Raw genomic sequence first — 24,397 nt, 5'->3', positions numbered from 1 at the left:
AAACATGCTTTCACTGTGTTTTGCCCAAAACAACCTTTTGGCTTCTGTTTCAGTAAGATTAACATGGCAAAACTATCATATAAACGGCTGACTATGCTTTGCCACCTATGTAAAAAGAACAGCTTGGAATCTAAATGTATAAAACTATGAAAAACATAAGAGTCTACTTTATGACCCTACTCATATTGCTGACCTTTACACTCAGTAGCTGTGAAGTGATTGGCGATATTTTTAAAGCTGGTATGTGGACGGCACTCATCATCATTGTTATCATTGTGCTGATTGTTGTCTGGATTTTCCGAAAATTCACTGGCAGAAGATAGAATCACTGGCAGAAGATAAAAAAGAAGAAAGGAGCCCGTAAGGCTCCTTTCTTCTTTCTACCTCTTTTTCAAATCCTGTTGCTGAGGTATTCTGCGTTCAAGTCCGCTGGTACACTACTGCCATTTGCCTTTTAATATTCAAACCAAATCGCATAAAGCCAATGGAAAGCAACGCCTCCTTCTGTTACTCTTTACCAGGGAACTGAAAATAAAAAGGGAGCCGTTCCCAGTTCCCTCTCTACCTGTCTCTATTTTATACTTATCTTATTTTGACCTCTTCGGCATAGTACCAAGAATATAGTCCCAGAGAGGAGACGATACACCATAAGCCACAGAGGGATCCTTGTAATGATGGATGCTGTGATGCACCCAAAGTGTTTTCAGGAAGTTTTTAGGTGGCGCATAAGCATGCACAGCATAATGCACAAAAAGGTACATCGCGTAGCCAAACAACAAGCCGGCTAACACCCCGAAAACAAACTGCCCGAAAATCAGCTTAAAGACAAAGAACAGCAAAGACGACACAAAAACGCTTACAATCGGCGGCATGGCCAGCCGCTCTTTGTCTTTCGGGTACTCATGGTGGTTACCATGGAAGGTATACTGTATGCGTGCTTTTGTGGGTGTGTCCGTTTCCATGTGGAAAATGAAACGGTGAGCGGCATACTCAAGCAGCGAAAAGAGTAACCAGCCGGCAAAAAACAATCCGACAGCTTCTATCACATTAATAAAGCTGTAGGTAATACCATAGTAAATCAGCCCGATAGCAAAGATGACGAATATTGAAATGGGAAGGGCTATGTGTGTTCGGGTCAGTCTCTCAAGAAAGGGATTCTCAAAAATCTGAGCTCGTCCTTTGTGGTTAGGTCTCATAGTTAGATTTTGCTAAACTTTCGTAATGCGGCAAAATTACTTAAATTTTATTTTACACGATGCTAAGCCAGCATCCTGTAAAACAGTTTAACGAACCTACTCAGTTATTGTTGAGCGATTTTTGCAACTGCTCAACTGCAATTGCCGCCCCCTGTAATTTGATGCTGGCCTGTTCATAGAACTCCCTTCTTTGGCTTAATGTTTTGGCTAAAAAAGACTTAACCTCCTCTTCAGACTTGCCTGCCAGCAGTGGCCGCACATGTAAATCAGAGGCCAGCAACCTTCTGGATAATTCTTCAACCGGCACATCTAAAAAGCAGCTTTTCCCCTGCCGGTTTATAAATCTGATGTTATCGAAAAAGCAGGGCGCGCCGCCTCCCGTGGATATGACAGCAGCATCATATTCGAGCACCACCGCCTCCAATGCCTCCCGCTCCAGCTCCCGAAACCGCTCCTGCCCTTCCTGCTCAAACAACTGTGCTATACTGCGGCCCTGCCTCTTCTCCAGGTACTCATCCAAATCCACAAAGGCACAAGCAAGCCGCTCTGCCAGCTGCCTGCCTAAGGTGGTTTTGCCACTACCCATCATACCAAGAAGAAATACCCGCATACTGTTTTTGGATTATGGATTCTGAATCAGAATTATATAAACAACGGGCGCAGCAAGCTGCGCCCGTTGTTCGTTACTCCTCTGCCAGTGCTTCCTGCACTTCTTCTATATCCGGAGTATCGTTGTGGTGCCATTTCCCTTTCACGGTGCCGTCCTGCAGGAGCATAATACCTGGGTTAGAGCGGATAATGGTTTTAAGCACGGTGCCATCGCCATAAAAATACGGCACAGCAAGGTTCACCTCGTGGCGGAAAGCTTCGAACTCAGCACCGCTGCTGCTCGTGATAGCCATCGGTGTAATACCCTGCTGCTCTGCCGCCTTCACCAGCTTGTTAATTTGCTTAAAGTTAGCCTGTTCTGCCTTGCTTACATCCTGCACCAGAATCAGCAGTTTGTTGCCTTGCAGCACCTCCTGCGTAAAGTCTCCTTCGTCGTTCCAGACGTTGAAGTCTGTAATTTTCGGCCCATCCTCCGGGTTAACGGCCACCATTTGCTTAAAGGTGTAGCTCTGGTCGGTTGGGTACTCCTCGAACTCCTGTTCCTGGCCATCTTTTGTCATAATGTACTTATAGCGCAGTGGAGCGGAGGGCTTCATGAGGGCTGGTATGTTGTTGCCCTCCTTATAGGCCCGGAAGTCGATGTAAGGCAGGTGCTCGTACGCATACCATCCTACCATCACTGAAATAGCAGCCGTTATGATGGTAATAACAGCTCCAGTGGCAGGCCGCATGATAGGCTGGAGATACTGCTGCGTAAACAGCAGAATAATGATCATAACCAGCAGCACCAGGTCTTTGGTAAACGACTCCCAGGGAGTAAGCACGATGGCATCGCCGAAGCAGCCGCAGTCCGTTACTTTGTCATAGAAGGCTGAGTAGAACGTCAGGAAAGAGAAGAAGACAATCATCAGCAGCAAGAGCACGAGCACGGTCTTCAGCTTCCAGCGCACCAGCAAGGCCACCCCCAACACAATCTCTGCCGCACTCAGGAAGATGGACAGAAACAGGGAATAAGGTTCAAATGATTTAAAGATGGGCGAGATGTCTGTAGCGAACACCTCGAAATACTCCTCCAGTTTAATGGCGGTGCCTACAGGGTCGTTTATCTTAATCAGGCCCGAGAATATGAAAAGCAGCCCTACAAACAGCCAGCAGAATTTGCTTATATATTTCATTATTACTTCAATACAATTTTATGTTTACAACTCCAGAGCCGGTCACCGCTGCCCCTCCTTGTCTAAGGGGCAACTGCCTCTCCCAGAGAACAGGAGAGGCAGTTACCTCCCTTCCTCCTGTAGGTTTTTAACTACAGCGTTGCTTTAAGCTTCGATCAACGATGGTGTACTTCAACTATAGAACTCATAAGTGGCTAACTTGAAAGCAGGCTCCCCTCCTTAGACAAGGAGGGGCAGGGGTGGCTGGATTTTTCACCCTGCGAAGCCCGACTTGATCAATGCAAACACAGCATAGTTGATCATGTCGCGGTAGTTAGCGTCAACTCCTTCGGAGATCAGCGTCTGCCCCTCGTTGTCTTCTATCTGCTTGGTGCGGTACAGCTTCATCAGAATAATATCGGTGATGGAGCTCACGCGCATGTCGCGCCAGGCCTCGCCGTAGTCGTGGTTTTTGGCTTTCAGCAGCTTCACGTTCTCCTCAATATGATAGGTGTACAGGCGCTCCACTTCCTCAGCAGGCAAATTCATGTCAGCATCAGCCGGTAAGTGCAGCTGTATCAGCGCTATAACGCAGTAGTTGATAATGCCTACAAACTCACCATTTATATCGTCCTCTACCAGCTGTTTTCCCTTCTCCTGGATGGAGCGGATGCGCTGTGCTTTGATGAAAATCTGATCGGTGATAGAGGGCAGCCGCAGTACGCGCCAGGCAGTACCGTAATCCCTCGTTTTCTTCACGAAGGTGTCTTTGCAGCGGCTCACTACCTGATCATATTCCTGAAGTGTTTGATTAATCAACTTTTTAGCTTTAATTTTAAAATCAACAGACTTACATGCCAACTTTGGAAGCGAAAGATACGCTTTTTAGCACAAAAACCACAGTGAACTGCCGCGGAAAGCTCCTGCCCCTGGACACCCCGCAGGTAATGGGCATTCTGAATGTTACCCCCGATTCTTTTTACGCAGGCAGCCGCCTCAGCTCCACGGATGAAGTGCTTCAGAAAGCTGGCACCATGCTGGCAGATGGTGCTGACATACTGGACATTGGCGGCTATTCCTCGCGCCCCGGCGCCACAGATATACCGGTGCAGGAAGAACTGGACAGAGTAGTACCGGCCATTGAGGCCATCATGCAACATTTCCCGGAAGCAGTTATTTCCGTAGACACGTTTCGCGCAGCCGTGGCCGAAGCATCCGTATGCGCAGGCGCTGCTATTATCAACGATATTTCGGGCGGTAAGCTGGATGAGGCGATGTTCAAAACAGCGGCAAAACTGCAGGTGCCCTACATCCTGATGCACATGCGCGGAACACCGCAAACCATGACAACGTTGGCTAAGTATGAGGATGTTGTAGTGGAAGTAGTTGATGAACTGCAGGAACAGGTTGCCAGGCTCAGGCAGTCAGGTGTGAAAGACATTATTCTTGACCCTGGCTTTGGGTTTGCAAAAACTATAAGTCATAACTTTGAATTGCTGCGCCGCTTCGATGAACTTCATATATTTGAACTCCCGATCCTGGCGGGGCTCTCGCGCAAATCGATGGTGTATAAAACACTGGGCATTGAGCAGGCTGATGCTTTAACGGGCACAATAGCCTTAAACACGATGGCGTTGATGAAGGGTGCAGCCATTTTGCGGGTGCACGACGTAAAAGAAACGAAGCAGACAGTAGAACTTTTCAAGAAAACAAAACTTTGATTTTTTTATTTAGCATAGGATTTTTAGAGATAGAGCTGCTCGATATCATTGATATCCTGCTGGTGACAGTACTGCTGTACCAGCTGTATAAGCTCCTGACAGGCAGTGTGGCGCTGAAAATTTTCCTGGGCCTGCTCTCTATTTACCTGCTATACCTGGTAGTGCGTGCCGCTGGCATGGAACTGCTCACCATTATCCTGGGCCAGTTTATGGGAGTGGGTGTGCTGGCGGCCATTATTGTATTCCAGCCCGAAATACGGCGCTTCCTGCTGCTGATAGGCAAAACCACAGCCTTCAACAACGACCGCTTTTTCCGGGGCTTCCCGTGGCGCCGCGAGCAGAGTGAAAAGCTCAGCCTGACACCCTTTATAGAAGCGGCCAAAACCCTAGCCGGCAAAAACACCGGTGCCCTGATTGTGTTCTCGAAAAGTTCTGAATTGAAATATTATGCCGAGTCCGGCGATTTGATTGATGCTGTTATCTCCAAGCGCCTGCTCATGTCTATCTTTAACAAGAATAGCCCGCTGCACGATGGCGCCGTTATCATTTCCGGCAACCGCATCAAAGCTGCACGCTGTATTCTACCTGTTTCTGAAAACCAGGATATCCCGGCATCCATGGGTCTGCGCCACCGTGCTGCCATTGGCCTGACAGAGATAACAGACAGTATTGTACTGGTGGTATCGGAAGAGACAGGACAGATAGCACTGGTGCGTAACGGCGAGGCTTACCGCAACCTTTCTTCTGCTGACCTGCGCATAAAGCTCAATCAGTTCCTGTTTGATACTGACCAGAAACCGGCAACGGCAACCTCTGAAAAATCTGTTAGTGCGGCCTAAGAAAGCACAGGAATGCAAATTTTTAACCGCACGAAGCTGAAAGCCTGTTAGCCTCTCCTCAGCCGGAAGAGCCAGTAGCTTACCGGCCCCAGCACCGGCACCACCCATAGCACCACCATCCAAACCAGGCGCTGGGTTACTGTGTAATGTGTCCTGAAAATAAGGTGCACCAGCGACACTACAACCAGGGCATAGTTGAGTGCTACAATCAAAAAGATAAAGGGGTATCGCGCAAACAGGTCCATACTTTGTCAGGCTGATTTAGACTGTTAAAAAAGCATTTCACTAACGAACCACACCAGGTACAGCAGGGCGGGAGCGCAAAGCAGCAGGATCATCCCGATATTCACACGCGTCCACTGCGGGTTAAACAGCATACTAATGTAAGCTTCCGCCGATAACAACAGAGAGAAATAAAAGGCAATCTGCAACAAGGTAGCCATCACATTTGCTTCATCTCCACGGATACCCGCCGTAGAGTAGGCCAAAAACGATACCACTAACCACGACAGCACTGTGCCTAACAGCATTTGCCCCGGCTTTATTTTTATATTGTTCATCTTCTCTTCTTTACCTTTTATCCTTTGAAGATATAAAAAAGAAAAGCCACTCCCGCACCTAGAGTGGCTTTTCTGTATTTTGCTGTATCGCCAGGCTATTTAATTACGCCCAGCTCTTTACCTACTTCCGTGAAGGCTGCAATGCATTTGTCGAGGTGTACCCTGTCGTGCACCGCTGAAAGCTGCACCCGGATACGTGCCTGCCCTTTCGGCACTACCGGGTAATAAAACCCAATCACATAGATGCCTTTGTCCAGCATGCGCGCGGCAAACTCCTGCGCCAGCGGGGCATCATACAGCATGACAGGCACAATCGGGTGGTCACCGGGCTTGATGTCGAAACCTGCCTTCGCAATATTCTCCCGGAAATAACGGGTGTTCCACTCCAGCTTATCCCGTAGTTCAGTGGTGGCGCTCAACGTATCGAGCACGGCGATGGAGGCTCCCACGATGGCCGGAGCCAGGGAGTTAGAGAACAAGTAAGGACGTGAACGCTGGCGTAGCATATCAATTATTTCTTTGCGACCGGAAGTAAAACCGCCCATGGCGCCACCAAGTGCTTTACCCAGCGTACCCGTAATGATGTCTACTTTGTCCATTACGTTGTGGTATTCGTGGGTGCCGCGGCCTGTCCTGCCCATAAAGCCGGTGGAGTGGGAATCGTCTACCAACAGCACCGCATTGTACTTCTCTGCCAGCTCTGCAATAACATTCAGCTGTGCGATGGTACCGTCCATAGAAAAAGCACCGTCGGTTACGATGACACGGTGCTTGGCACCTTTCGCCTCCTGTAGCTTGGCCTCCAGGTCAGCCATGTTGTTGTGCTCATAGCGGAAGCGCTGCGCCTTGCACAACCGAATGCCGTCAATGATAGACGCATGGTTCAGGGCATCCGAAATAATGGCCGACTCCGCATCGAACAAAGGCTCAAACACCCCGCCGTTCGCATCAAAAGCAGCAGCATACAGGATGGTATCTTCGGTACCCAGAAACTCCGACAGTTTACGCTCCAGCTCTTTGTGAATGTCTTGTGTACCGCAGATAAAGCGCACAGAGCTCATGCCATAACCATGCGTATCAATAGCTTCTTTAGCAGCTTCAATAACGCGCGGGTGTGCCGAAAGCCCCAGGTAATTGTTGGCACAGAAGTTAAGCACATGCTGCTGTTTTGTGGTATCTATGTCAGCCCCCTGAGGCGTGGTGATAACCCGTTCCTGCTTATATAGGCCCGCCTCTTTTATCTCGGCAAGCTGCTGTTCTAAATCTGCTTTTAGCGTTTCGTACATAGTCGTTTCTTGTTTCTCGTTTAACGTATTTTTTTCACTATACGCCGGTACCCTCCCCTTTGTCTGGCTTTGGAGGCGGGCGTCGCATGATGGGCCTTGGGCGCGGCGGCTTTGGCTTTGGCTGCTCTTCCGGCAGTTCCGGTTTCGGCGGTTCCTGCTCCGCCGGCTTTGCCTCTTCATCGGCTGGCGGGGCGGGTGGTGCAGGGCGCTTTATAACAGGGCGCGGTCTTGGCGGCTTCGGCTTTTCCTCTGTTGGGGCAGGCGCAGCGGGCACCTCAGATGAAGCCTTCGCTTCTGCCTCCGGCTCAGGTGCTGCGGCAGGTGGCTTTTGCAAGGCTACCGGCCGTTTTATTACTGGCCTTGGGCGCGGTGGTTTCGGTGCCTCTTCCGGTGCAGGGGCTGCTGTAGCACCCTGCTGCGATGCTTCTTTTTCAGTTTCCGGGGAAGGCTTTTGCAACGCCGTTGGTCGTTTTATCACAGGTCGTGGACGAGGCGGCGTTGGTTTCTCCTCAGCAGAAGGTGCAGCTGAAGCCTCTTCTTCTGCTGTCTCCTCTTTTTCCTTCGGTGGTTTCTGCAAAGCGGCTGGCCGCTTGATAACAGGTCTCGGGCGCGGAGGTCTGGCAGCCGGCGTTTCTTCTGTAGCGGGCTGTTCTGTAGCAGGCGTTTTTGTCTCTTCCGCTTTTTCTTCCTGCTTTGGTTTCTGAAGTGCGGCCGGTCTTTTGATAACGGGCCTCGGGCGGGCGGGCTTTGCTCCCTCTGCTGCAGGCTTTTCTGTGCTTTCTCCTGCCGGTGCTTCTCCTTCTGCCGCTGGCTTTTTTATCACTGGCCGCTTGATAACAGGTCGTGGCTTGGCAGCAGGACTTGCCTGCTCTTCCGCTGGCTTCTCTGCCGCATCCCCTTCAGCAGCCGGCTTTTGAAGCACGGCTGGCCTTCGCACAACCGGTCTTGGCTTGGGTGCGGCTTCAGCTGCTTTTTCTCCAGCCGTTTCCTGTGGAACACCTGGTTTATCCGGTTCTCCTGAAGCGGCTGCCGGGGCACTGGCCGCTGGCTGTGCAGGAGCAGCTCTCCGGGCAGCAGACCGCGGTTTTTCTGAGGCAGCAGCTGTAGCCGGTGCTGGCTTCGGAATGTCCTCCTCTGCCAGATGATACCGCAGGCGCACGTTGTTCATTTGCATCTTCACAGCTATATAAAAGCTGTTCGGATGCATTTGGCTGTACATCTCCTGCCATGCCATGTACCGGGCCGGTTCGCCAGCTTCAAAGGCTGATTTGTTTATCCGCTTCTTTATCAGGTATTCTTCGAACGTCATGCTGTAAAGGCTTTGCCTACCTGCTCTTGCCTTGCAATTTACAGGCTTCGGGTGTAAACGGGGCGCATTTTTTTAGATTACAGGCGTTCCCCCTCTACAAAGATAAGAAAATCCATTGGGTGCCATAGGCCGGTTCTTAGCCCTGGTCCTGCCAAATATTTTCTTCAAGAAACCAGCATTTACTTATTCTTCAACTTAAATGCCTGCTTTTTCCTTTTGTTGCAAGGCTTATTATATTTTATTAAATGAATTTTAAGCGCAGACTTACCCATTGCCAAATCGCTATGCTAGCGCTTTACAAACACACCTGCACACAGCCGCCCTCCCGGAGAGTGTCCTTTTAGGATTGCTCTGAATTGGGTTACTTTGTACAAAATTTATCTTCAGAATGGCAAACACACCTGACACAGTATTAGTAATAGGAGCCTGCGGGCAGCTTGGCTCAGAGTTGACTCTTGCACTCCGCGACATCTATGGCGGAGCAAATGTTGTGGCAGCAGATGTGGCAGCACCAAAGCAAGCTGATCTGCGCGACTCAGGCCCGTTCGAGAAAGTGGATGTGCTGGATGCTAACATGCTGGGAGAGTTAGCCGCAAAGTATAAATTCAGGCAGATTTATCACCTGGCTGCAGTATTGTCCGCAACCGGCGAGAAGAACCCAAAGTTTGCCTGGCGCCTGAACATGGAAGGCCTTTTTAACGTGCTGGACCTGGCGCTCGAGCAGAAAGTGGAGCGGGTTTACTGGCCCAGCTCTATTGCCGTTTTTGGCCCGGGCACTCCCCGCCATAACACCCCACAACAAACGATTATGGACCCGAACACCGTGTACGGCATCAGCAAGCAGGCTGGTGAGCGCTGGTGTGAATATTACTTTCAGAAACATGGGCTGGATGTGCGCAGCCTCCGCTATCCCGGCCTGATTGGCTACAAAGCTTTACCGGGCGGCGGCACCACTGATTATGCCGTGGACATCTACCATAAGGCGCTGGAAGGGGAAACTTTTGAGTGCTTCCTGAGCGAGAACACCCGACTGCCGATGATGTATATGCCTGATGCCCTCAAAGCGACGCTGGACCTGATGCATGCGCCTGCAGATAACATAAAAGTGCGGGACTCCTACAACCTGGGTGCGATGAGTTTTTCGCCTGAAGAAATCACAGCCTCTATCCAGAAGTTTATTCCTGATTTCAAAACTGTTTACAGGCCGGACGCCCGCCAGCAAATTGCCGCCTCCTGGCCTCAGACCATAGACGACAGTGCTGCCCGGCAGGATTGGGGCTGGCAGCCTGCCTATGACTTAGATGCCATGACAGCAGACATGCTCCAGAACCTGAAGAGGCAAAAGGCCGCACAGGCGGTATAGAGTTGTATGTCAAATTCGAAGCAAGTATAAAGGCGATGTCACGGCATCGCCCTTTTTGATGCTGAATCAGGATTGAAAGATAAACAGGATGGGCTTGGTGATTCTGTATTAACCAGGACGCTCAAAGCCTGAAGAGGAAACGAAACCTCATGAACGGCTACAGATAAAAGTAGTGGCATGGCGCCTGACCACACGCTGCACATCATAGCTATATTTCAATCGTAGTTATCCTGTTCATCCTTTAATCCCGTAAATCCTGATCATGATTGTAAACGCAATACCAGAAGGTTGGGAGATTATCTATCAACAGGCGCACGGGGTGCTGGCGGCACAGCTGGCGTATAATCTGAAGCCGGAGCTGCAGAGCCAGCATTGGATAGAAACCATCATCGCCATTGCCAACCACGATAACCGGCAGAAACCATGGCGCGGAAAAGATGGAATCACAAAAGCAGGAGCTCCTGCCGATTTTACGTTACTACCCACTACCCTGGAGCAGGCGCATGCTTTAATGGATGCGGTGCGGTTTCAGAGCCGCTGGGTAACCTTGCTCACCTCCATGCACATGAGCTATCTCTACGAAAGCCAGCGCGGGCAGCAAAAGAACATGAACGAGTTTCTGGATGAGCAGCTGGCCCTACAGAAAAAATGCCGCCAGAGCCTTGGCATCCGCCAGGAAGAAGCAGAGAAGGCCTATGCTGTTCTGCAGTGGTGCGACCGTTTCTCGCTCATTCTCTGCCGCCACGAATTACCCGCTGATGAACGCGCACTTGAAATAACAAAAGGGCCGGACGGAAAAGCTTACTTTGTAAGGCAGCTAAAAGACAATACCCTACATGTGGAGCCATGGCCTTTTGCAGCAACGCAACTGCAGATACAGGTAGAGTACCGTGTGCTCGAGCAACTACAGTTTAAAAACGATGAAGAACTGGCAAATGCACTGCACCAGGCAGCGGTAAAAAATAAAGAATGGCAACTAAAAAACGGGTAAACAGGCTGCCTTTGCGCGCCTGGATCTGCTTTTTTAACCCATCAGTTAAAAATACCGTCTATACCTTATGTAACCAACGCCAACGTAACGTTCTTAATTATGACAATTATTGAGTCTAACGACGACCACCTGAGGCAACTGATATTTGAGAAGGAAAAAGTAATTGTAAAGTTCATAGACGAGGCTTGCGAGGTATGCAAACAACTGGCTCCCTCTTTCAGCAGCTTCTCTTCCGACCCCACCTACAGCGATGTTACATTTGTGCGCATGGATGCCTCCGAAAACCCGGTATCAAGCCAGGAGGTAAGGCTGACCGGTACCCCCTTCTTCGCCACTTATCGCAAAGGCACGTTGAAAGAATGTGGCGTGGTAGCTACAGAGGCAGAAATAAAAGCGCTGCTTGATGCGCTAAAGTAATTGTAAGTTAAAAATTTACGGCACGTCTATTGCCTGCTTGTAGCTGAATATGAAAAAGGTGTATTAACTTGCGCCACTTTTTTAAAATCAGCTACTTCTGTGAACAAGTTAACTCTACAAACCATTGCCATACTGCTGTTTACAGCCCTGACTGGCTTTATCCTGCAAAGCTGCTCCAGTACAAATAAGCTCAATACGGCGGCACCTGCAACCACGGCCCAGGCTGCACCCGTGTATAAGCCGCAACTGTCGTCTATTACAGTGCCTGTTTCTATCTCCATCGCCGCCATGGAAAGCAGACTGAACCAGGAGGTGGCCGGTGTACTTTACAAAGACGAAAACCTGAACGATGACAATGTGGCCGTTACTGTTACCAAGAAAGGGAAGATGACGGTGCGGGCCGAGCAGGACAAAGTGTACTTCAGCATACCGCTGCACATCTATGCCAAAGGCCGCTGGAAATGGGACCCGTGTAAGTTCTGCCCCGCCATCGACAAAACAGAGGATACCAGCTTTGATATGGTCATCAAGACCGAAAGCCGCATCGGACTGACAGAAGACTACCGTATCAACACCATTACGAGTGGCGACTTTGAGTGGGGAAACACAAAACCCACCATAGAACTGGGGCCGCTGAAGATTGGCCTTGCCCGCTTCGTGGAGCCTGCCCTGCGCCAGCAAATGAGCACCCTCTCCAAACAGCTGGACAAGGAGCTGCAGAACCACCTTGACTTAAAGAAATATGTGGCCGATGCCTGGCTGATGCTGCAGGAGCCCGTGAAACTGGACGATGCAACCAATGCGTGGTTAACGGTAGTGCCTAAAGAAGTACGTATGGCGCCGTTGCAGGGTAAAAACGGCACCCTCAACACCCGCCTTGGCATTACTTCTTATATCACAGTTACCACCGATGGAAAACCGCAGGTGAAGCAGAACAAAAACCTGCCGAAGCTGATTGTTGACAGCCGCATGGGTGATGCTATACAGGTCGGCTTAACAGCGAGTATCCCCTACACCCACGCCAGCAAAATGGTGCATGACCAGGTAGCAAACCAGACCTATAAATTTGATGAGGGCAAAAGTCAGATTACAGTAAAAGATGCCGCCATTACGCCAGGTGGAGAGCAACTGGTGCTGATGCTGGATGTAGACGGAAAGACCAAGGCCGGTTTATTCACCAAGAAAATTGTGGGCAAGGTGTACCTGCGCGGCACTCCTTACTACGATGCGGCCACGGCTTCCATTAAAGTGCGCGACGTGGACTACGACCTCGACACAAAAGACAAGCTACTGAATACCGCCAGCTGGCTTGCCAAAAACAAGTTCAAGGACATGATTGAGCAGCAGGTAAGCATACCGGTGCAAAGCCAGATAGACGAAGCCAAAAAGATGCTGCAAGCCACCTTGGATAAGCAAGGCAGAGTGCATGAGTCGCTGCTGCTTCGGGGCAACATTCAGCAAATTGCTCCTGAAAACATATACCTGGCCCCGGACGGCATAAAAGCTGTTGTGAATGCAAAAGGCAGCCTGACAGCTACGGTGGATAAACTATAGCCGCAGGCGCCTGGGGAAACAGCATCATGAAGACGCAAGAGAGTTGTGTCTCCTTTGCTACAAAACAGTAAGGGCAGCTACCAGGTAGCTGCCCTTACTGTTTATGCTCAATTTGTCTCCTGCCTGAACAGGCACAAAGCGTTCTACCTATACCCTTTGCCAAACTTACAGTTTCCCAATTGGTGTGGGGCTGTTAAAAACCCTGTTCGGCACCCAGGACGGGGAGGAAATATGAAACAATTCAAAATCACTTTGTGGGTTGCTGCGGTCACTGGCCAGTTTAATTTTCCCATAGTCTTTATAAGCTGACCAGCGGCGGGTAAAGGTAGGCGCTTCATCGGTGTAGTTCCGGAAGAAAGCCCACTGCGTAACAAGCTCCTCTTTCTGGTCTATCCAGACGTGGTATTTGTTTTGAGGTGTCAGGCCTACTTCATCAAATGTCATTTCCAGCACATCGGCCCGTACACCATCCATCGTTGTCTCCTCTCCAACATACTTCAGCGTCACGCCCGGGTCCAGCAGTTTAAATGGCATCACGAGCCAATAGGAGTTGTTAATATAGCGCGAATAGACCCGTTTCAGCAGCTTTTGCTTCTCCTCCGGGTCTTGTAGCTCTTTTCCCTCTACGTACACTTTGCCGGCCTTGGTCTGCGTATCTATGATGGCCACAATATCGTTCATTTCCCAGCGGAAGCGGTTCTTCTTCTTGTCCCAAATCTGGAACTGATCATTGAACGCCCAGGCAAGGTAGCGGGTATCATTCCAGGCTTCCCGGCCGCCCATACTATCTATTACCTTTTGAGCCAGCGCCTGCACCCTTGGGTCAGTTTGCACTGCTGTTGGTAAAGGCGCTGTACCCCCCACAGCTAAAAGCGGCAGGACAGCCAGGCAAAACAATATTATTATTCTCACTGTTTCTCTAAAAAACATCGTTAATACGGCAGCTTGGGTTGAATATACGCATTCTGCTTTAAAAGTGCACCTGCTCTAAATCCGCTCCTGATCCCGCTTATTTAGCACCCTACCCTTAATTTAACCTAAACAGGCTGCTGTCGTATCACAAAAGGATTAACGCATCAATATATTGAAAAAGCCTATGGCTGAGTATACTGCCAAGAGTACCTTATCTTTGTTCAAAACCTCTGCCTCAGAGTTCATAGACAACAACTCGCTGCTTTTGGCCGCAGCGCTGGCTTTTAACGCTATCTTCTCTATTCCACCACTGCTGGTGATTATCATCCGGGCAGCAGGCTTCTTCCTGGGGGAGCAGGCGGTATCGGGCGAGTTGTCGAACCAGATATCGAGCGCCATTGGGCCCAACGCTGCCCGGGAAATAGAAACCATTATACAGAACGCACATCAAAGCGAGTCTTCCGGACTGGCTTTCTGGATAGGGCTTGGCACACTGATTTTTGCCTCTACTACTTTCTTTGCCACACTGCAGCAGTCGCTTAACATGGTTTGGAACCTGAAGCCCAAACCAACGAGCGGTATCCTGAACATGCTGAAGGTCCGCCTTTTTTCATTCGGTATTGTGTTGAGTATTGCGCTGCTTATGCTCGTGTCGCTGCTGCTCAGCACCGTCATCTCCATCCTGAGCGATTATCTGTCCAGCATTTTCCCTGACATAGGGGTTTTTGTTATCCAGTTGGTGGACATTGTGCTTTCCGTTGGCATTATTACAGCGCTTTTCGGACTTGTCTTTCACTACCTGCCAGATGCCATTATCCGTTGGAGAGACGTTTGGGTAGGTGCTTTCATTACAGCTGTACTCTTCACAATAGGTAAAGTCTTGATTGGGTGGTTTATTGGCACCAGCGACCCCGGCTCTGCCTATGGGGCAGCGGGCTCTATGATCGTAATCCTTGTTTGGATTTACTATACTTCTTTGATTGTGCTGTTTGGGGCAGAGTTTACGCAACAGTATGCGGAAGCATTTGGGCAGCGCATCAGGCCCAAGCATTTTGCTGTTTTTGTAGAGGAGCGTGAGGTAACAAAAAGCAAGGATGACATAGCGAGCGGCAGACCTCAGCCAGAGGGACGGTTTGAGGCAAAGTAAGCTATCATTCAGGAATTGGAGCATATAAAAACGGAGGCCCCTGCTACATCCATAGCAGGGGCCTCCGTTTTTTATATGCTTTTAGCTTTACGCTGTTTGCTTCTCTTTTACAGCTAGCTGTCCGCAGGCGGCGTCGATGTCTTTACCACGGCTGCGGCGTACATTCACCTGCACGCCACGGTCGGCGAGGTAGTAAATAAAATCCTGCCAGCGGTCGTCATTTGTGTTCTGGAAGTCAGCGTTCTCAATCGGGTTATACTCGATGAGGTTGATCTTGCACGGAATGATTTTAGAGAAGCGCAACAGCTCCTCTGCATCCTGCAGGGTATCGTTAAAGTTTTCAAACACAATGTACTCGTACGTTACCTTTCGGCCGGTCACCTCATGGTAATACTTCAGCGCATCTGTCAGGGCCTCCAGCGAGTTCGTCTCGTTGATCGGCATGATCTGGTTCCGCTTCTCGTCGTTTGCCGCGTGCAGCGACAAAGCAAGATTGGCTTTCACACCGTCATCCGCCATCTTCTTGATCATTTTGGCAATACCTGCCGTGCTCACCGTAATGCGGCGGGCAGCCATGCCCAGGCCATCGTGCGCCGTGATGCGCTCAATGCTCTTCATCACGTTGGCATAGTTCAGTAACGGTTCGCCCATACCCATGTACACAATGTTACTGAGCGGCTCGCCGTACTGCTTCATGCTTTGCTCGTTGATGCGCACCACCTGGTCGTAGATCTCGGCGGCATCCAGGTTACGGACACGGTCCATGTAGCCGGTAGCGCAGAACTTACAGGTAAGCGAGCAGCCTACCTGGCTCGACACACAGGCGGTCTTGCGCTCGTTGTGCGGAATCAGCACACCCTCTACTATATTGGCATCGTAAAGCTTGAAAGCAGACTTTATGGTGCCGTCTGAGCTCAGCTGCTGCGTAGCCACCTGCACGCCGTTAATCGCGAAATGCTGCTCCAGCTTCTCGCGTAGCGCCAGGCTCACGTTATTCATTTCCGAAAAAGACTGGGCAGAGTGCTTCCAGAGCCACTCATATACCTGCTTGGCACGGAAAGGCTTCTCCCCCTGCTCCACCAGCCATGCCTTCAGATCGTCCAAAGACAGCTTCCGGATATCTTTCTTATTAAGAATATTTATATCTGCAATCAAAGTCATACTGCAAAATTACAAAAATCCTCAGGCTTTAGTTTCAATTTTCGCCTTTACTTCTTCGGGCAGCGATACAAGCTTGCGGGCTTTGTAATTGAAACACAGCATACCTGTTTTGGCGCGCGCCACTTCTTTGCCCTCCTGGTTTAGGACATGGTAAGTAATATCAAAGCCGTACTTGTTTAAATCGTCGAAGGCCATTCTGATAGTCAGGATATCGCCGTAGAAGCTTTCGGCTTTGTAGCTGATGGCTACATCGGCCATAATCAGGCTGGCACCGCCTATATCCATTTCGTTATAGCCGAAGTGTTTTAGCAGTTGTAGCCGTGCCTCGTGCAGGATGGACAGCAGGGCATCGTTGCCGAGGTGAGCGCCATAATTTAAATCAGTAATACGAACAGGGATGCTTGCCTCGAAATGTGCATGCGCGGGTATATTGACCTGTACTCTTACCATTATCTGGTTGTTTACTTAAGGTTGCTAGTAAATTGGTTGAGCTGCAAGATGGCTTTTGATGATGGTTTAAATGTTTTCCTGCTATTCAATTATGCAAGGGTTAGTATTTGGCACATCAGCATTTAAAATTAGCACCATATTCCGCTGCAAGTTATTGCAGGCTGTGTCTTACAATGCTTAACTTTGTAAAGTAACGCAAAAAAGATGCACCTCGAAATACGACAGACAAAAGACGGCTCTAATACCCTTTATGTGCCGGACCTGAACGAGCATTACCATTCGGTGCATGGGGCACTGCAGGAGTCGCAGCATGTGTTTATCAAGCACGGCATGGAGCACATACTGGAGCAAAAAAAGGATATAAAAATCCTGGAAGTTGGTTTCGGCACTGGTCTCAACGCCATCCTGACTTTCCCGGTTGCACTGGCGCAGAAAGCCTTTATTCAGTACGATACACTGGAGAAGCACCCCCTGAGCGAGGAAGTAGTGAAGCAGCTCCATTTTGAGCAGTTTATCCTGAACCCAGAGCTGTTCGATTATTTCCAGCAGTTGCACTCCTGCCCCTGGAATGAGCCGGTGGACGTTATTCCGTACTTCACACTGCAGAAGATACACGAGACACTGGAGGAGTTCATTGTGCCGAGCTCTTACTACGACGTGATTTATTTTGATGCCTTTGCCCCCGAGAAGCAACCGGAACTATGGTCTGACGCGATGTTTGAAAAGCTTTACAAAGCTACCCGTCCGGGAGGCGTGCTGGTAACCTACTGTGCCAAAGGTTCTTTTAAGCGCAGCTTGAAAGCCGCCGGGTTCGAAGTAGAGGCTTTGCCAGGTCCTCCGGGCAAGCGCGAGATGACACGTGGTGTAAAACCGGTGGTTTACTAGTTTCCTGCTCAAGGCTTAGCTCCTATCTTTCCAGATGAAGGAACAGATACAGCCACAGGCTTAATCCTTACCCGCAACAAAAACAGAAGTTCCCTGCCGGAACAGGGGTAGGGAACCTTACCCACACATGCTTCGTCTCTTACTTTAGAACATTCAGTCAGACCCATATTCATGGCATCAGCATTTTATCAACTATCGGCAACCTCTCTTCAGGGAAAAGAAATACCGATGGAGGAATTCAAGGACAAAGTAGTGTTGGTGGTAAACACAGCCAGCAAGTGCGGCTTTACACCGCAGTATGAGGGGCTGGAAGAACTCTACCGCAAGCATAAAGACAATGGGTTGGTTATACTTGGCTTCCCCTGCAACCAATTTGGCAACCAGGAGCCGGGCGGGAAAAAGGAAATTGAGGAAGGCTGCCTGATTAACTATGGCGTCAGTTTTCCGATGTTCGATAAAGTAGATGTGAATGGCAACAACACCCATCCTCTGTTCAAATACCTGAAATCAAAGTTGGGCGGTTTCCTGGGCAGCCGCATTAAGTGGAACTTCACAAAGTTCCTCATTGATGCGAACGGCAGACCTGTAAAGCGCTTCGCCCCCATCACCAAGCCAGAAAATATTGTGCCTTATGTAGAAGAGTTGCTGGCGCAGAGGCGCAACTAAGCATGGTACCTGTCTTGCCTCACTTGGCAAGACATTTTCATCTGTCAGTACCTCCCTCAACACCTGCCTTACGTAAAATGACTAAGTTTTAAAGGCTGTACAGCGTGCGCCTTTTAGCCAGTTATTTTACCTGTGGTGCCATGCGTTATAAAAAGCCATACATACTGGTAGCTGCTGTTATCCTGCTGCTGATTGCAGTCAGAATAGCGTTGCCTTCTATCGTGAAGAATTACGTAAACAAAACACTGGATGAACTGCCGGGCTACACCGGGCATGTAAGTGATGTGGACCTCCACCTGTACCGGGGAGCCTATACCATCAAAAACCTGGTATTGTTAGAAGAAAGAGGAAACCCTAACTATCCATTTCTGCAGATACCCCTAACGGATCTTTCTATAGAATGGAAGTCGCTTATCAAAGGTAAACTTGTTGGGGAGGTCAAAATGGAGCGCCCCGTTATGAACATAGTGGCCTCCACTGCAACAGCTGACACCACGCAGGAAGCAACACAAGACGACTGGACACAGGTTGTTAAGGACCTGATGCCCATCACTATCAACCGCTTCGAAGTAAACAGCGGCAGAGTAACTTATCTTGATTTCAATGCTGAGCCTAATGTAGATATGCATGTAAATAATATGCAACTGGTGGCCCTGAACCTGGCCAATGTAGAGGACTCTACTAATGCGCTTCCCTCTACTGTAAAGCTATCTGGCAAATCTGTTGGCGGCGGGCTGCTGGAGGCTGATATGAAGGGGAATTTTATCAAAGAAATGCCGGACCTTGACATGAACCTTAAGCTGACCCAAGTTGACCTCACAAGCCTGAATAATGTCATAAAGGCGAACGGCGGTTTTGATGTGGAGAGGGGCCGGCTGGACATGTACAGCAAAGTAAAGCTGACAGACGGCCAGCTGGATGGCTACATGAAGCCCTTCCTGGAGAATGTGAAAGTGTTAGACTGGAAGAAGGATAAGAAAGAAGGTGGTTTCCTTCATGCCGCCAAGGAAGCCGTGATTGGGCTGTTTACAGAAGCAGCAGAAAACCAGAAGCGAGACCAGATAGCAACCCAGGTACCAATTTCAGGTGATGTGAATAACCCTGAAACAAATCCTTGGAAGACTTTCCTGAACGTTCTACGGCATGCTTATATCGATGCCTTCAACAAGAGCCTTGAAAATGAAGCCGGAAGGTCGAACAGGGACAAGGAAAGTAAAGATTAGCTGATTGTTTCTGATGAACAGCTGCATGAGCAGATTTAAAAGCAAGAGTGCCTGACTGAGCTGATTCAGGCTTTGCTGTTCCCTGAGTTGCCGCGCCTAAATGGCGCTTGAAACATAGAAGTTATGTAGAGGCAACAACGTGAAGGCTCTGGCTTCAGAAACAAAAGCGTATCTGCTTACAGCACCTGTACAGCTTTGGCTTCAATAGTATTTTGCCAACAGCCAACACCTATTTTACTTTCCTGGAAGAGAGCGATGCATAACAAAACGCATAAGCCTTTATATACTATAATGAATTCCCTCATCCGATGATATTCATGCATTAATATATTATGATGATTATAAATAAATCAGTTTATTTACGGTAGATAAAGTATTCAATTAAATAAAACTCTATATGAAAACGCTGCTTAAAAAAGTAATTAAAGCATGCCAGCCAAAGTATGAAGTAGTGTGCACGACCTATCAGATTATCCCTGGCCTGCCGGTAAACAGGAATGAGTCGAAGCACGCTTTTGGCAGGGGCGAGTCCACAGAAGCCAGAGAATTTTACGGTAAGGTTATCTCTTCTGACTTCACAAGAAATCTGGCTCCTGCGGAAGTACACCTCCGTAAGATTTACCTGAGAGGAAAAACCATAGAAAAGGCCCAGTTCGGACCTGTGGATGACCTCAAGAAATTTAAGATTGTTTACAACAAATAAGCAGTTTTGCAAGCCTCTTCCGGCAATCGGAAGAGGCTTATTTTTTTGACTTGCCGCAGCGAGCCGGTACAAAAGCCCCAGAATGCCGTTCCCTGCATTTATCCTTCATTTTGCCTCCTTAAGCGTCACCTGCTCTAAACCTATTGCTTTGGTGGGCGTTCTAAAACAGGTACACTTCCCCGACAAGGAAAGCCAAAGTAAAATGACAGCATTAACGACGAAGCAAACATGGAATTCAGAAAATTAGGCACATCAGATTTAGAAGTATCAGTGGTAACCTTTGGCGCCTGGGCAGCAGGAGGCTGGATGTGGGGCGGCACCGAACGCAAAGACGCTGTAGAAGCCATCAGGGCAGCTTATGACCTCGGCGTTACCTCCATTGATACAGCTCCCATCTATGGCCAGGGCACCAGCGAAGAAATCGTAGGCGAAGCCATCAAAGGACTGCCTCGCGACAAAGTGCAGATCCTGACCAAGTATGGCATGCGCTGGGATTTAGACAAAGGCCAACTTGCCATGAAGAGCCAGGACAACGAAGGCAAAGACATTGACATCTACAAATATGCTGGCCGCGAAAGCATCATCAAAGAATGCGAAGACAGCCTTCGCCGCCTGGGCACAGATTACATTGACCTTTACCAGATTCACTGGCCCGACCCGACGACACCTATTCAGGAGACAATGGAAGCAGTGGCGCAGCTGATAAAAGAAGGCAAGGTGCGGCATGCCGGGGTCTGCAACTATGATGTAGCCCAGATGCAGGAGGCTGAAAAGTATGTGCAGTTGGTATCGAATCAGGTGCCTTACAGCATGGTGAAGCGCAACATTGAGGCAGACGTAGTGTCCTACTGCATCGAAAACAATAAATCCATACTGGCTTACAGCCCGCTGGAGCGGGGCCTGCTGACGGGTAAAATGAAGCCCGGCCACCAGTTCAGCGAAGGTGACCACAGAGCAAACATCTATTTCTTTAATGAGCAGAACCTGAAACGCACAAACGAATTCCTGCAAAAGATAAAGCCGCTGGCTGACGAAAAGAACGCTACACTAGCCCAACTAGTCATCCGCTGGACTGTAGAGCAGCCTGGCATTACCATTGCGCTAGTAGGTGCCCGAAACGCAGAGCAGGCCATACAAAATGCCAAAGCCCTTCACGTAAAGCTGACGCAGGACGAAATCCGCTTTATCACTGATGAGCTGAATAAACTGGAACTGGTGAAGCCTGATGTGACGGCATAAGGTTTTGCTTTCTTTTTTAGGTTGAGCGGAGGCTCATATTACTCCAGTGATGCTGTTATTCATTTCTACGCCAAATTCCCTCCGGCATTACCACCGCATTCAGCGGCACATCAAATTGATTTGCATCCGCTATATTTTCCACAGGCGGTTCTAATGATAGCCCTACCTTCAGCACATCAGGGCGGCAATCGGCGAGGAAGCGGTCATAAAAGCCTTTCCCGTAGCCTACGCGGTGGCCGGCTTTGTCGAAGGCCAGCAGGGGCAGCAGCACCACATCTACCTCCCGGGCATGTACAATGCGGGCATTCTGCGGCTCTGGTATTCCCCAGGCATTTTCTATCAGCACTGCCTCCTCCGTCAGCTCATGGTGCGTCAGTACATGCTGCGCTACGTCTGTTACCGGTACGGCCACCCGTACCTCCGGGTGCTCCTGCCGTAGTTGCCGTATAATGAGCCAGGTATTTACCTCTTTGTTTTTGAGAATGGGCAGAAACACATGCACTGTTTGCCCCGCCTGCAGCGGGAAGTGCCGGAAGAACAAGTTTGCAATGCGCTGGCTACTGTCCTCTACCTCTTCGGCAGTCAGCGCCCGCCGCTTTTGCAGCATCTGCCTGCGTAGCTCCGCCTTCCGCATTACTCTTCCTCCAGTATCGTGAACTTAAACTCCAGTGGGTCGAAGGCATCCACGAGGGCAGGTATAAAATCAGGATTATTGGTTTTGTAGGTAAGCATGTTATCGTAGCGCTCCTGCAGCGTACCATTCGGGAATAGCTTGTCCTTCAGGTTCTCGAGCTGCTTAAAAGTTTGCTCATGCTTGCTGTCGCGGGCCTTGGATATTTTCTTCTCCAGCATTTGCAGCGCATTGTGCGCCTTCTGTGCCTCGGCTCCTACTGCTTTTACCAGTGTTGGGTCAATGTCCTGCGCCAGCTTTTCTACTTCAGCAAAGGCGGCGGCTACTGTATCACGCTGTGCTTCCAGGTTTATCTCCTCCTCATGCAATTGGTCCGACAGGTACTTCTTCAGCTCCTGGTAGTCCATGAACATCTCTTCCGGCTTGAGCCCCAGTTTGTGCATGCGGCTGGCATTGCCGCGGGTAATGTACAGCGCCGAGTTGCGCAGCATCAGCACCGGAAAAGCCACCTCATACGCCTCAAACAGCCGCTTCAGCTGGAACCAATAGGCTACTTCTGCGCCACCACCAATGTAAGCAAGGTTCGGAAGCACAAGTTCTTCAAACAGCGGGCGCAGGATCACGTTTGGGCTAAAGCGCTCCGGGTGTTCTTTTGCCTCCTGCAGTATGGCCTCCCGGCTAAAGCTGATGTCGGTGTTCAGCACTTTGTACGCATCCTCTTCCTGCACAATGCGCTCGCGCAGCCCGTCTTTCAGGTAAAACAGGTTAATGTCGCGGGAGTATACCTGCTGCTTGTAATCCAGCTCCTCCAGCTGGGCATTCACCTCTTCCACCAGCTTGTTTGATAGTTGCTCGGTTAGCTCCTTCTCCACCACCGGTATCAGTGCCTGCTTTAAGCCTGCATGGTCGCCGTCTATGCTTACCAGCCCATACTCCCCAAACAAAGCGTGGGTAATGGCACGGGTAGCATCTGCCAGGTTCTTGCTGTTACGGTAAGCTTCCTCAAAAACAGGGTACCGCTCTGGCAACTCCTCCATCAGCTTCTCTAAACCTTCCGTAGTGAATCGGCCTACAGCGCCTGCTTGCTCTGTCTCCCAGGTGTAGTTCTTCCCGAAGAGGTTAAAGTGGTTAATCTCAGCAAAGTCATGGTCTTCCGTTGCCATCCAGTACACCGGCACAAAATTGTAATTCGGGTACTTCTCCTGCAGTTGCTTACAGGTGTTAATGGCCGTGATGATTTTGTATACAATGTACAATGGGCCAGTGAAGATGTTCAGCTGGTGCCCCGTGGTAATGGTATAGGTGTTAGGCTGCTGCAGCAGGTCGATGTTTTGCTGCACCTTCGGGTTTACTTCGGAAACAGAGGTATACTGTTCCTGCAAGGCCTGGTACAGTATCTGACGCTGTTGTTCGCTGAAGTCCTTGTCTTTTTCCTTTATCTGGGCTTCAAAGGCCTCCGCGGTCGGGAAACGGTTGTAAAAAGCTTGCAGCGATTCGCTGCGAGAAAGGTAATCGGCTATAGTTTGAGAGAAGGCGCCGGTCGCGGCGTAGTCCATCTTAGTGACTTTCATAGTAGATATTTCCATCTGCATTTGCATGGGGTATAGCTCCTTTAACAGAAAACCCCGGAATGTGTTGCAGCCTGGCTTTTGTTCTGCCAGCTACCGCACAAAGTAACGGCTTTATTTTCTGAATTGCAGATGTTCCGATAGAAAGCAGGCGCAGGGGCATCAGGTTCAGGATTCAGACGATTAAAGGATATGCAGGAGACAGTGAAAAGGAGCAGCAACTTTACTCTCTGCCTGATGTAAGGGGTTAAGCTGGTGCAAAACGTATGAAGTAAGATGCTACAGAAACATATCCACAGCTAAACGTAAACAATGTGTACAACTTCAAAAATCAACAAAGAAACATATGGGATTATTAAGTGGAATGATGGGTCATGCCTCGGAGGTGTCCATCGAGAAGATAACGAAAGAATTTCAACCGATTCTGGTAAACGATGAGCGCATTGAGCGAGCCTACAAGTTGATTCGGGACATGCTGGTATTCACAAACAAGCGCCTGATTCTGGTGAACAGGCAAGGGCTAACAGGTTCTAAAACCGATTACCAGAGCATCCCCTACGACAGCATCAAAACGTTCTCCATGGAAAGCGCCGGCATCGGCGACCTGGATGCAGAGTTGAAGATATGGCTAACCGGCGAAACCGCACCCACCATCAAGCAGGATTTCCGCAAAGGCGACAACATCAACGAGGCGTATAGGGTGTTGAGTAAATATGTGCTGAAATGACCTCCCCCTGCCCCCTCCTAAAAACAGGAGGGGGTTTCTTTTAGGAACGGCTTGGCTTGCGCCGTTCCTCCTGCACAAAATTTATA

27 protein-coding genes are annotated in these 24,397 nt (G+C 49.5%); 14 read left to right on the top strand and 13 right to left on the bottom strand.

Features of this window, described 5'->3' with window-relative positions; all coding sequences use genetic code 11:
- Nucleotides 1–146 precede the first annotated feature (146 nt).
- Nucleotides 147–323, top strand: coding sequence for a hypothetical protein (locus tag ACYVB1_RS17580; protein ID WP_460925105.1), 177 nt, complete (start codon nucleotides 147–149; stop codon nucleotides 321–323).
- Nucleotides 324–587: 264 nt separating this feature from the next.
- On the opposite strand, the gene ACYVB1_RS17575 is transcribed toward ACYVB1_RS17580, so the two are convergent.
- From ACYVB1_RS17575 to ACYVB1_RS17560, 4 genes are all read right to left on the bottom strand, one after another.
- Nucleotides 588–1,196: a sterol desaturase family protein gene (locus tag ACYVB1_RS17575; protein WP_460925104.1), complete on the bottom strand. Its 609-nt coding sequence runs from the start codon at nucleotides 1,194–1,196 to the stop codon at nucleotides 588–590.
- Between the two features lie 100 nt (nucleotides 1,197–1,296).
- Nucleotides 1,297–1,806 carry a shikimate kinase gene (locus tag ACYVB1_RS17570; protein ID WP_460925103.1) on the bottom strand — a complete coding sequence of 170 codons (510 nt, stop codon included), beginning with the start codon at nucleotides 1,804–1,806 and terminating at the stop codon, nucleotides 1,297–1,299.
- Nucleotides 1,807–1,879: 73 nt separating this feature from the next.
- A complete protein-coding gene (locus ACYVB1_RS17565) occupies nucleotides 1,880–2,980 on the bottom strand; it encodes a BT_3928 family protein (protein WP_460925102.1) in 1,101 nt (366 codons plus the stop codon).
- 252 nt (nucleotides 2,981–3,232) lie between these two features.
- Complete coding sequence (locus tag ACYVB1_RS17560; protein ID WP_460925101.1) at nucleotides 3,233–3,778, bottom strand: DUF1599 domain-containing protein; 546 nt, start codon at nucleotides 3,776–3,778, stop codon at nucleotides 3,233–3,235.
- Nucleotides 3,779–3,813: 35 nt separating this feature from the next.
- Here ACYVB1_RS17560 and folP point away from each other — a divergent pair, with 35 nt between their 5' ends.
- Nucleotides 3,814–4,680, top strand: coding sequence for a dihydropteroate synthase (gene folP, locus ACYVB1_RS17555; RefSeq protein ID WP_460925100.1), 867 nt, complete (start codon nucleotides 3,814–3,816; stop codon nucleotides 4,678–4,680).
- Nucleotides 4,677–5,519: a diadenylate cyclase CdaA gene (cdaA, locus tag ACYVB1_RS17550; RefSeq protein WP_460925099.1), complete on the top strand. Its 843-nt coding sequence runs from the start codon at nucleotides 4,677–4,679 to the stop codon at nucleotides 5,517–5,519. The genes folP and cdaA overlap by 4 nt, the downstream gene beginning before the upstream one ends.
- Nucleotides 5,520–5,566: 47 nt before the next feature.
- Here the strand turns inward: cdaA and ACYVB1_RS17545 are convergent, their stop codons facing one another.
- The 4 genes from ACYVB1_RS17545 to ACYVB1_RS17530 form a co-directional block, all read right to left on the bottom strand.
- Nucleotides 5,567–5,764 carry a PLDc N-terminal domain-containing protein gene (locus ACYVB1_RS17545; RefSeq protein ID WP_460925098.1) on the bottom strand — a complete coding sequence of 66 codons (198 nt, stop codon included), beginning with the start codon at nucleotides 5,762–5,764 and terminating at the stop codon, nucleotides 5,567–5,569.
- 24 nt (nucleotides 5,765–5,788) lie between these two features.
- On the bottom strand, nucleotides 5,789–6,079 hold the full coding sequence (locus ACYVB1_RS17540; protein ID WP_460925097.1) for a hypothetical protein: 291 nt from the start codon (nucleotides 6,077–6,079) through the stop codon (nucleotides 5,789–5,791).
- Between the two features lie 95 nt (nucleotides 6,080–6,174).
- On the bottom strand, nucleotides 6,175–7,365 hold the full coding sequence (gene kbl / locus ACYVB1_RS17535; protein ID WP_460925096.1) for a glycine C-acetyltransferase: 1,191 nt from the start codon (nucleotides 7,363–7,365) through the stop codon (nucleotides 6,175–6,177).
- 37 nt (nucleotides 7,366–7,402) lie between these two features.
- Nucleotides 7,403–8,674, bottom strand: a complete 1,272-nt coding sequence (locus tag ACYVB1_RS17530; protein WP_460925095.1) for a hypothetical protein — start codon at nucleotides 8,672–8,674, stop codon at nucleotides 7,403–7,405.
- A 388-nt stretch (nucleotides 8,675–9,062) separates the two neighbouring features.
- Between ACYVB1_RS17530 and ACYVB1_RS17525 the strand changes: the two genes are divergently transcribed.
- The 4 genes from ACYVB1_RS17525 (at nucleotide 9,063) to ACYVB1_RS17510 (ending at nucleotide 12,999) form a co-directional block, all read left to right on the top strand.
- Nucleotides 9,063–10,037 (top strand): NAD-dependent epimerase/dehydratase family protein, encoded by a 975-nt coding sequence (locus tag ACYVB1_RS17525; protein WP_460925094.1) that lies wholly within the window; start codon nucleotides 9,063–9,065, stop codon nucleotides 10,035–10,037.
- Between the two features lie 262 nt (nucleotides 10,038–10,299).
- Nucleotides 10,300–11,028 (top strand): DUF3891 family protein, encoded by a 729-nt coding sequence (locus ACYVB1_RS17520; protein WP_460925093.1) that lies wholly within the window; start codon nucleotides 10,300–10,302, stop codon nucleotides 11,026–11,028.
- A 99-nt stretch (nucleotides 11,029–11,127) separates the two neighbouring features.
- Entirely contained in the window at nucleotides 11,128–11,445 is a 318-nt protein-coding gene (locus tag ACYVB1_RS17515; protein WP_460925092.1) for a thioredoxin domain-containing protein, read from the top strand.
- Nucleotides 11,446–11,544: 99 nt separating this feature from the next.
- A complete protein-coding gene (locus ACYVB1_RS17510; RefSeq protein ID WP_460925091.1) occupies nucleotides 11,545–12,999 on the top strand; it encodes a DUF4403 family protein in 1,455 nt (484 codons plus the stop codon).
- Nucleotides 13,000–13,164: 165 nt separating this feature from the next.
- Here the strand turns inward: ACYVB1_RS17510 and ACYVB1_RS17505 are convergent, their stop codons facing one another.
- Nucleotides 13,165–13,911, bottom strand: coding sequence for a DUF6503 family protein (locus tag ACYVB1_RS17505; RefSeq protein WP_460925090.1), 747 nt, complete (start codon nucleotides 13,909–13,911; stop codon nucleotides 13,165–13,167).
- Nucleotides 13,912–14,095: 184 nt separating this feature from the next.
- On the opposite strand from ACYVB1_RS17505, the gene ACYVB1_RS17500 reads away from it, so the two are divergent.
- On the top strand, nucleotides 14,096–15,058 hold the full coding sequence (locus tag ACYVB1_RS17500; protein WP_460925089.1) for a YihY/virulence factor BrkB family protein: 963 nt from the start codon (nucleotides 14,096–14,098) through the stop codon (nucleotides 15,056–15,058).
- An 87-nt stretch (nucleotides 15,059–15,145) separates the two neighbouring features.
- Here the strand turns inward: ACYVB1_RS17500 and rlmN are convergent, their stop codons facing one another.
- Complete coding sequence (gene rlmN, locus ACYVB1_RS17495) at nucleotides 15,146–16,219, bottom strand: dual-specificity RNA methyltransferase RlmN (RefSeq protein ID WP_460925088.1); 1,074 nt, start codon at nucleotides 16,217–16,219, stop codon at nucleotides 15,146–15,148.
- Between the two features lie 21 nt (nucleotides 16,220–16,240).
- Complete coding sequence (locus ACYVB1_RS17490) at nucleotides 16,241–16,669, bottom strand: acyl-CoA thioesterase (RefSeq protein WP_460925087.1); 429 nt, start codon at nucleotides 16,667–16,669, stop codon at nucleotides 16,241–16,243.
- Nucleotides 16,670–16,873: 204 nt separating this feature from the next.
- On the opposite strand from ACYVB1_RS17490, the gene mnmC2 reads away from it, so the two are divergent.
- From mnmC2 to ACYVB1_RS17465, 5 genes are all read left to right on the top strand, one after another.
- Complete coding sequence (gene mnmC2, locus ACYVB1_RS17485; RefSeq protein WP_460925086.1) at nucleotides 16,874–17,554, top strand: tRNA (5-methylaminomethyl-2-thiouridine)(34)-methyltransferase MnmC2; 681 nt, start codon at nucleotides 16,874–16,876, stop codon at nucleotides 17,552–17,554.
- A 171-nt stretch (nucleotides 17,555–17,725) separates the two neighbouring features.
- Nucleotides 17,726–18,220: a glutathione peroxidase gene (locus ACYVB1_RS17480; protein ID WP_460925085.1), complete on the top strand. Its 495-nt coding sequence runs from the start codon at nucleotides 17,726–17,728 to the stop codon at nucleotides 18,218–18,220.
- 140 nt (nucleotides 18,221–18,360) lie between these two features.
- Nucleotides 18,361–19,443 (top strand): DUF748 domain-containing protein, encoded by a 1,083-nt coding sequence (locus ACYVB1_RS17475; RefSeq protein WP_460925084.1) that lies wholly within the window; start codon nucleotides 18,361–18,363, stop codon nucleotides 19,441–19,443.
- A gap of 397 nt (nucleotides 19,444–19,840) precedes the next feature.
- Entirely contained in the window at nucleotides 19,841–20,146 is a 306-nt protein-coding gene (locus ACYVB1_RS17470; protein ID WP_460925083.1) for a hypothetical protein, read from the top strand.
- A gap of 228 nt (nucleotides 20,147–20,374) precedes the next feature.
- Nucleotides 20,375–21,385 carry an aldo/keto reductase gene (locus ACYVB1_RS17465; protein ID WP_460925082.1) on the top strand — a complete coding sequence of 337 codons (1,011 nt, stop codon included), beginning with the start codon at nucleotides 20,375–20,377 and terminating at the stop codon, nucleotides 21,383–21,385.
- Between the two features lie 55 nt (nucleotides 21,386–21,440).
- Here ACYVB1_RS17465 and ACYVB1_RS17460 read toward each other — a convergent pair whose 3' ends face one another.
- The gene (locus tag ACYVB1_RS17460) at nucleotides 21,441–22,019 is read right to left on the bottom strand and encodes a 5-formyltetrahydrofolate cyclo-ligase (RefSeq protein WP_460925081.1); all 579 of its coding nucleotides are present in this window, start codon (nucleotides 22,017–22,019) and stop codon (nucleotides 21,441–21,443) included.
- A complete protein-coding gene (gene bshC / locus ACYVB1_RS17455; RefSeq protein ID WP_460925080.1) occupies nucleotides 22,019–23,587 on the bottom strand; it encodes a bacillithiol biosynthesis cysteine-adding enzyme BshC in 1,569 nt (522 codons plus the stop codon). Before bshC ends, ACYVB1_RS17460 begins: the two co-directional genes overlap by 1 nt.
- A 343-nt stretch (nucleotides 23,588–23,930) precedes the next feature.
- Here bshC and ACYVB1_RS17450 point away from each other — a divergent pair, with 343 nt between their 5' ends.
- On the top strand, nucleotides 23,931–24,311 hold the full coding sequence (locus ACYVB1_RS17450) for a PH domain-containing protein (RefSeq protein WP_460925079.1): 381 nt from the start codon (nucleotides 23,931–23,933) through the stop codon (nucleotides 24,309–24,311).
- Nucleotides 24,312–24,397 lie beyond the last annotated feature (86 nt).

Source organism: Pontibacter brevis (assembly GCF_054779655.1).
Note: the sequence above shows the minus strand (reverse complement) of the source record. Positions and strands in the feature narration are given on the sequence as shown.

Coding starts and splice junctions, on each gene's coding strand:
- ACYVB1_RS17580 (WP_460925105.1), top strand. CDS start 147: ATGAAAAACATAAGAGTCTACTTTATGACCCTACTCATATTGCTGACC.
- ACYVB1_RS17575 (WP_460925104.1), bottom strand. CDS start 1,196: ATGAGACCTAACCACAAAGGACGAGCTCAGATTTTTGAGAATCCCTTT.
- ACYVB1_RS17570 (WP_460925103.1), bottom strand. CDS start 1,806: ATGCGGGTATTTCTTCTTGGTATGATGGGTAGTGGCAAAACCACCTTA.
- ACYVB1_RS17565 (WP_460925102.1), bottom strand. CDS start 2,980: ATGAAATATATAAGCAAATTCTGCTGGCTGTTTGTAGGGCTGCTTTTC.
- folP (WP_460925100.1), top strand. CDS start 3,814: ATGCCAACTTTGGAAGCGAAAGATACGCTTTTTAGCACAAAAACCACA.
- ACYVB1_RS17545 (WP_460925098.1), bottom strand. CDS start 5,764: ATGGACCTGTTTGCGCGATACCCCTTTATCTTTTTGATTGTAGCACTC.
- ACYVB1_RS17540 (WP_460925097.1), bottom strand. CDS start 6,079: ATGAACAATATAAAAATAAAGCCGGGGCAAATGCTGTTAGGCACAGTG.
- kbl (WP_460925096.1), bottom strand. CDS start 7,365: ATGTACGAAACGCTAAAAGCAGATTTAGAACAGCAGCTTGCCGAGATA.
- ACYVB1_RS17530 (WP_460925095.1), bottom strand. CDS start 8,674: ATGACGTTCGAAGAATACCTGATAAAGAAGCGGATAAACAAATCAGCC.
- ACYVB1_RS17525 (WP_460925094.1), top strand. CDS start 9,063: ATGGCAAACACACCTGACACAGTATTAGTAATAGGAGCCTGCGGGCAG.
- ACYVB1_RS17520 (WP_460925093.1), top strand. CDS start 10,300: ATGATTGTAAACGCAATACCAGAAGGTTGGGAGATTATCTATCAACAG.
- ACYVB1_RS17515 (WP_460925092.1), top strand. CDS start 11,128: ATGACAATTATTGAGTCTAACGACGACCACCTGAGGCAACTGATATTT.
- ACYVB1_RS17500 (WP_460925089.1), top strand. CDS start 14,096: ATGGCTGAGTATACTGCCAAGAGTACCTTATCTTTGTTCAAAACCTCT.
- rlmN (WP_460925088.1), bottom strand. CDS start 16,219: ATGACTTTGATTGCAGATATAAATATTCTTAATAAGAAAGATATCCGG.
- ACYVB1_RS17490 (WP_460925087.1), bottom strand. CDS start 16,669: ATGGTAAGAGTACAGGTCAATATACCCGCGCATGCACATTTCGAGGCA.
- mnmC2 (WP_460925086.1), top strand. CDS start 16,874: ATGCACCTCGAAATACGACAGACAAAAGACGGCTCTAATACCCTTTAT.
- ACYVB1_RS17480 (WP_460925085.1), top strand. CDS start 17,726: ATGGCATCAGCATTTTATCAACTATCGGCAACCTCTCTTCAGGGAAAA.
- ACYVB1_RS17475 (WP_460925084.1), top strand. CDS start 18,361: ATGCGTTATAAAAAGCCATACATACTGGTAGCTGCTGTTATCCTGCTG.
- ACYVB1_RS17470 (WP_460925083.1), top strand. CDS start 19,841: ATGAAAACGCTGCTTAAAAAAGTAATTAAAGCATGCCAGCCAAAGTAT.
- ACYVB1_RS17465 (WP_460925082.1), top strand. CDS start 20,375: ATGGAATTCAGAAAATTAGGCACATCAGATTTAGAAGTATCAGTGGTA.
- ACYVB1_RS17460 (WP_460925081.1), bottom strand. CDS start 22,019: ATGCGGAAGGCGGAGCTACGCAGGCAGATGCTGCAAAAGCGGCGGGCG.
- bshC (WP_460925080.1), bottom strand. CDS start 23,587: ATGAAAGTCACTAAGATGGACTACGCCGCGACCGGCGCCTTCTCTCAA.
- ACYVB1_RS17450 (WP_460925079.1), top strand. CDS start 23,931: ATGGGATTATTAAGTGGAATGATGGGTCATGCCTCGGAGGTGTCCATC.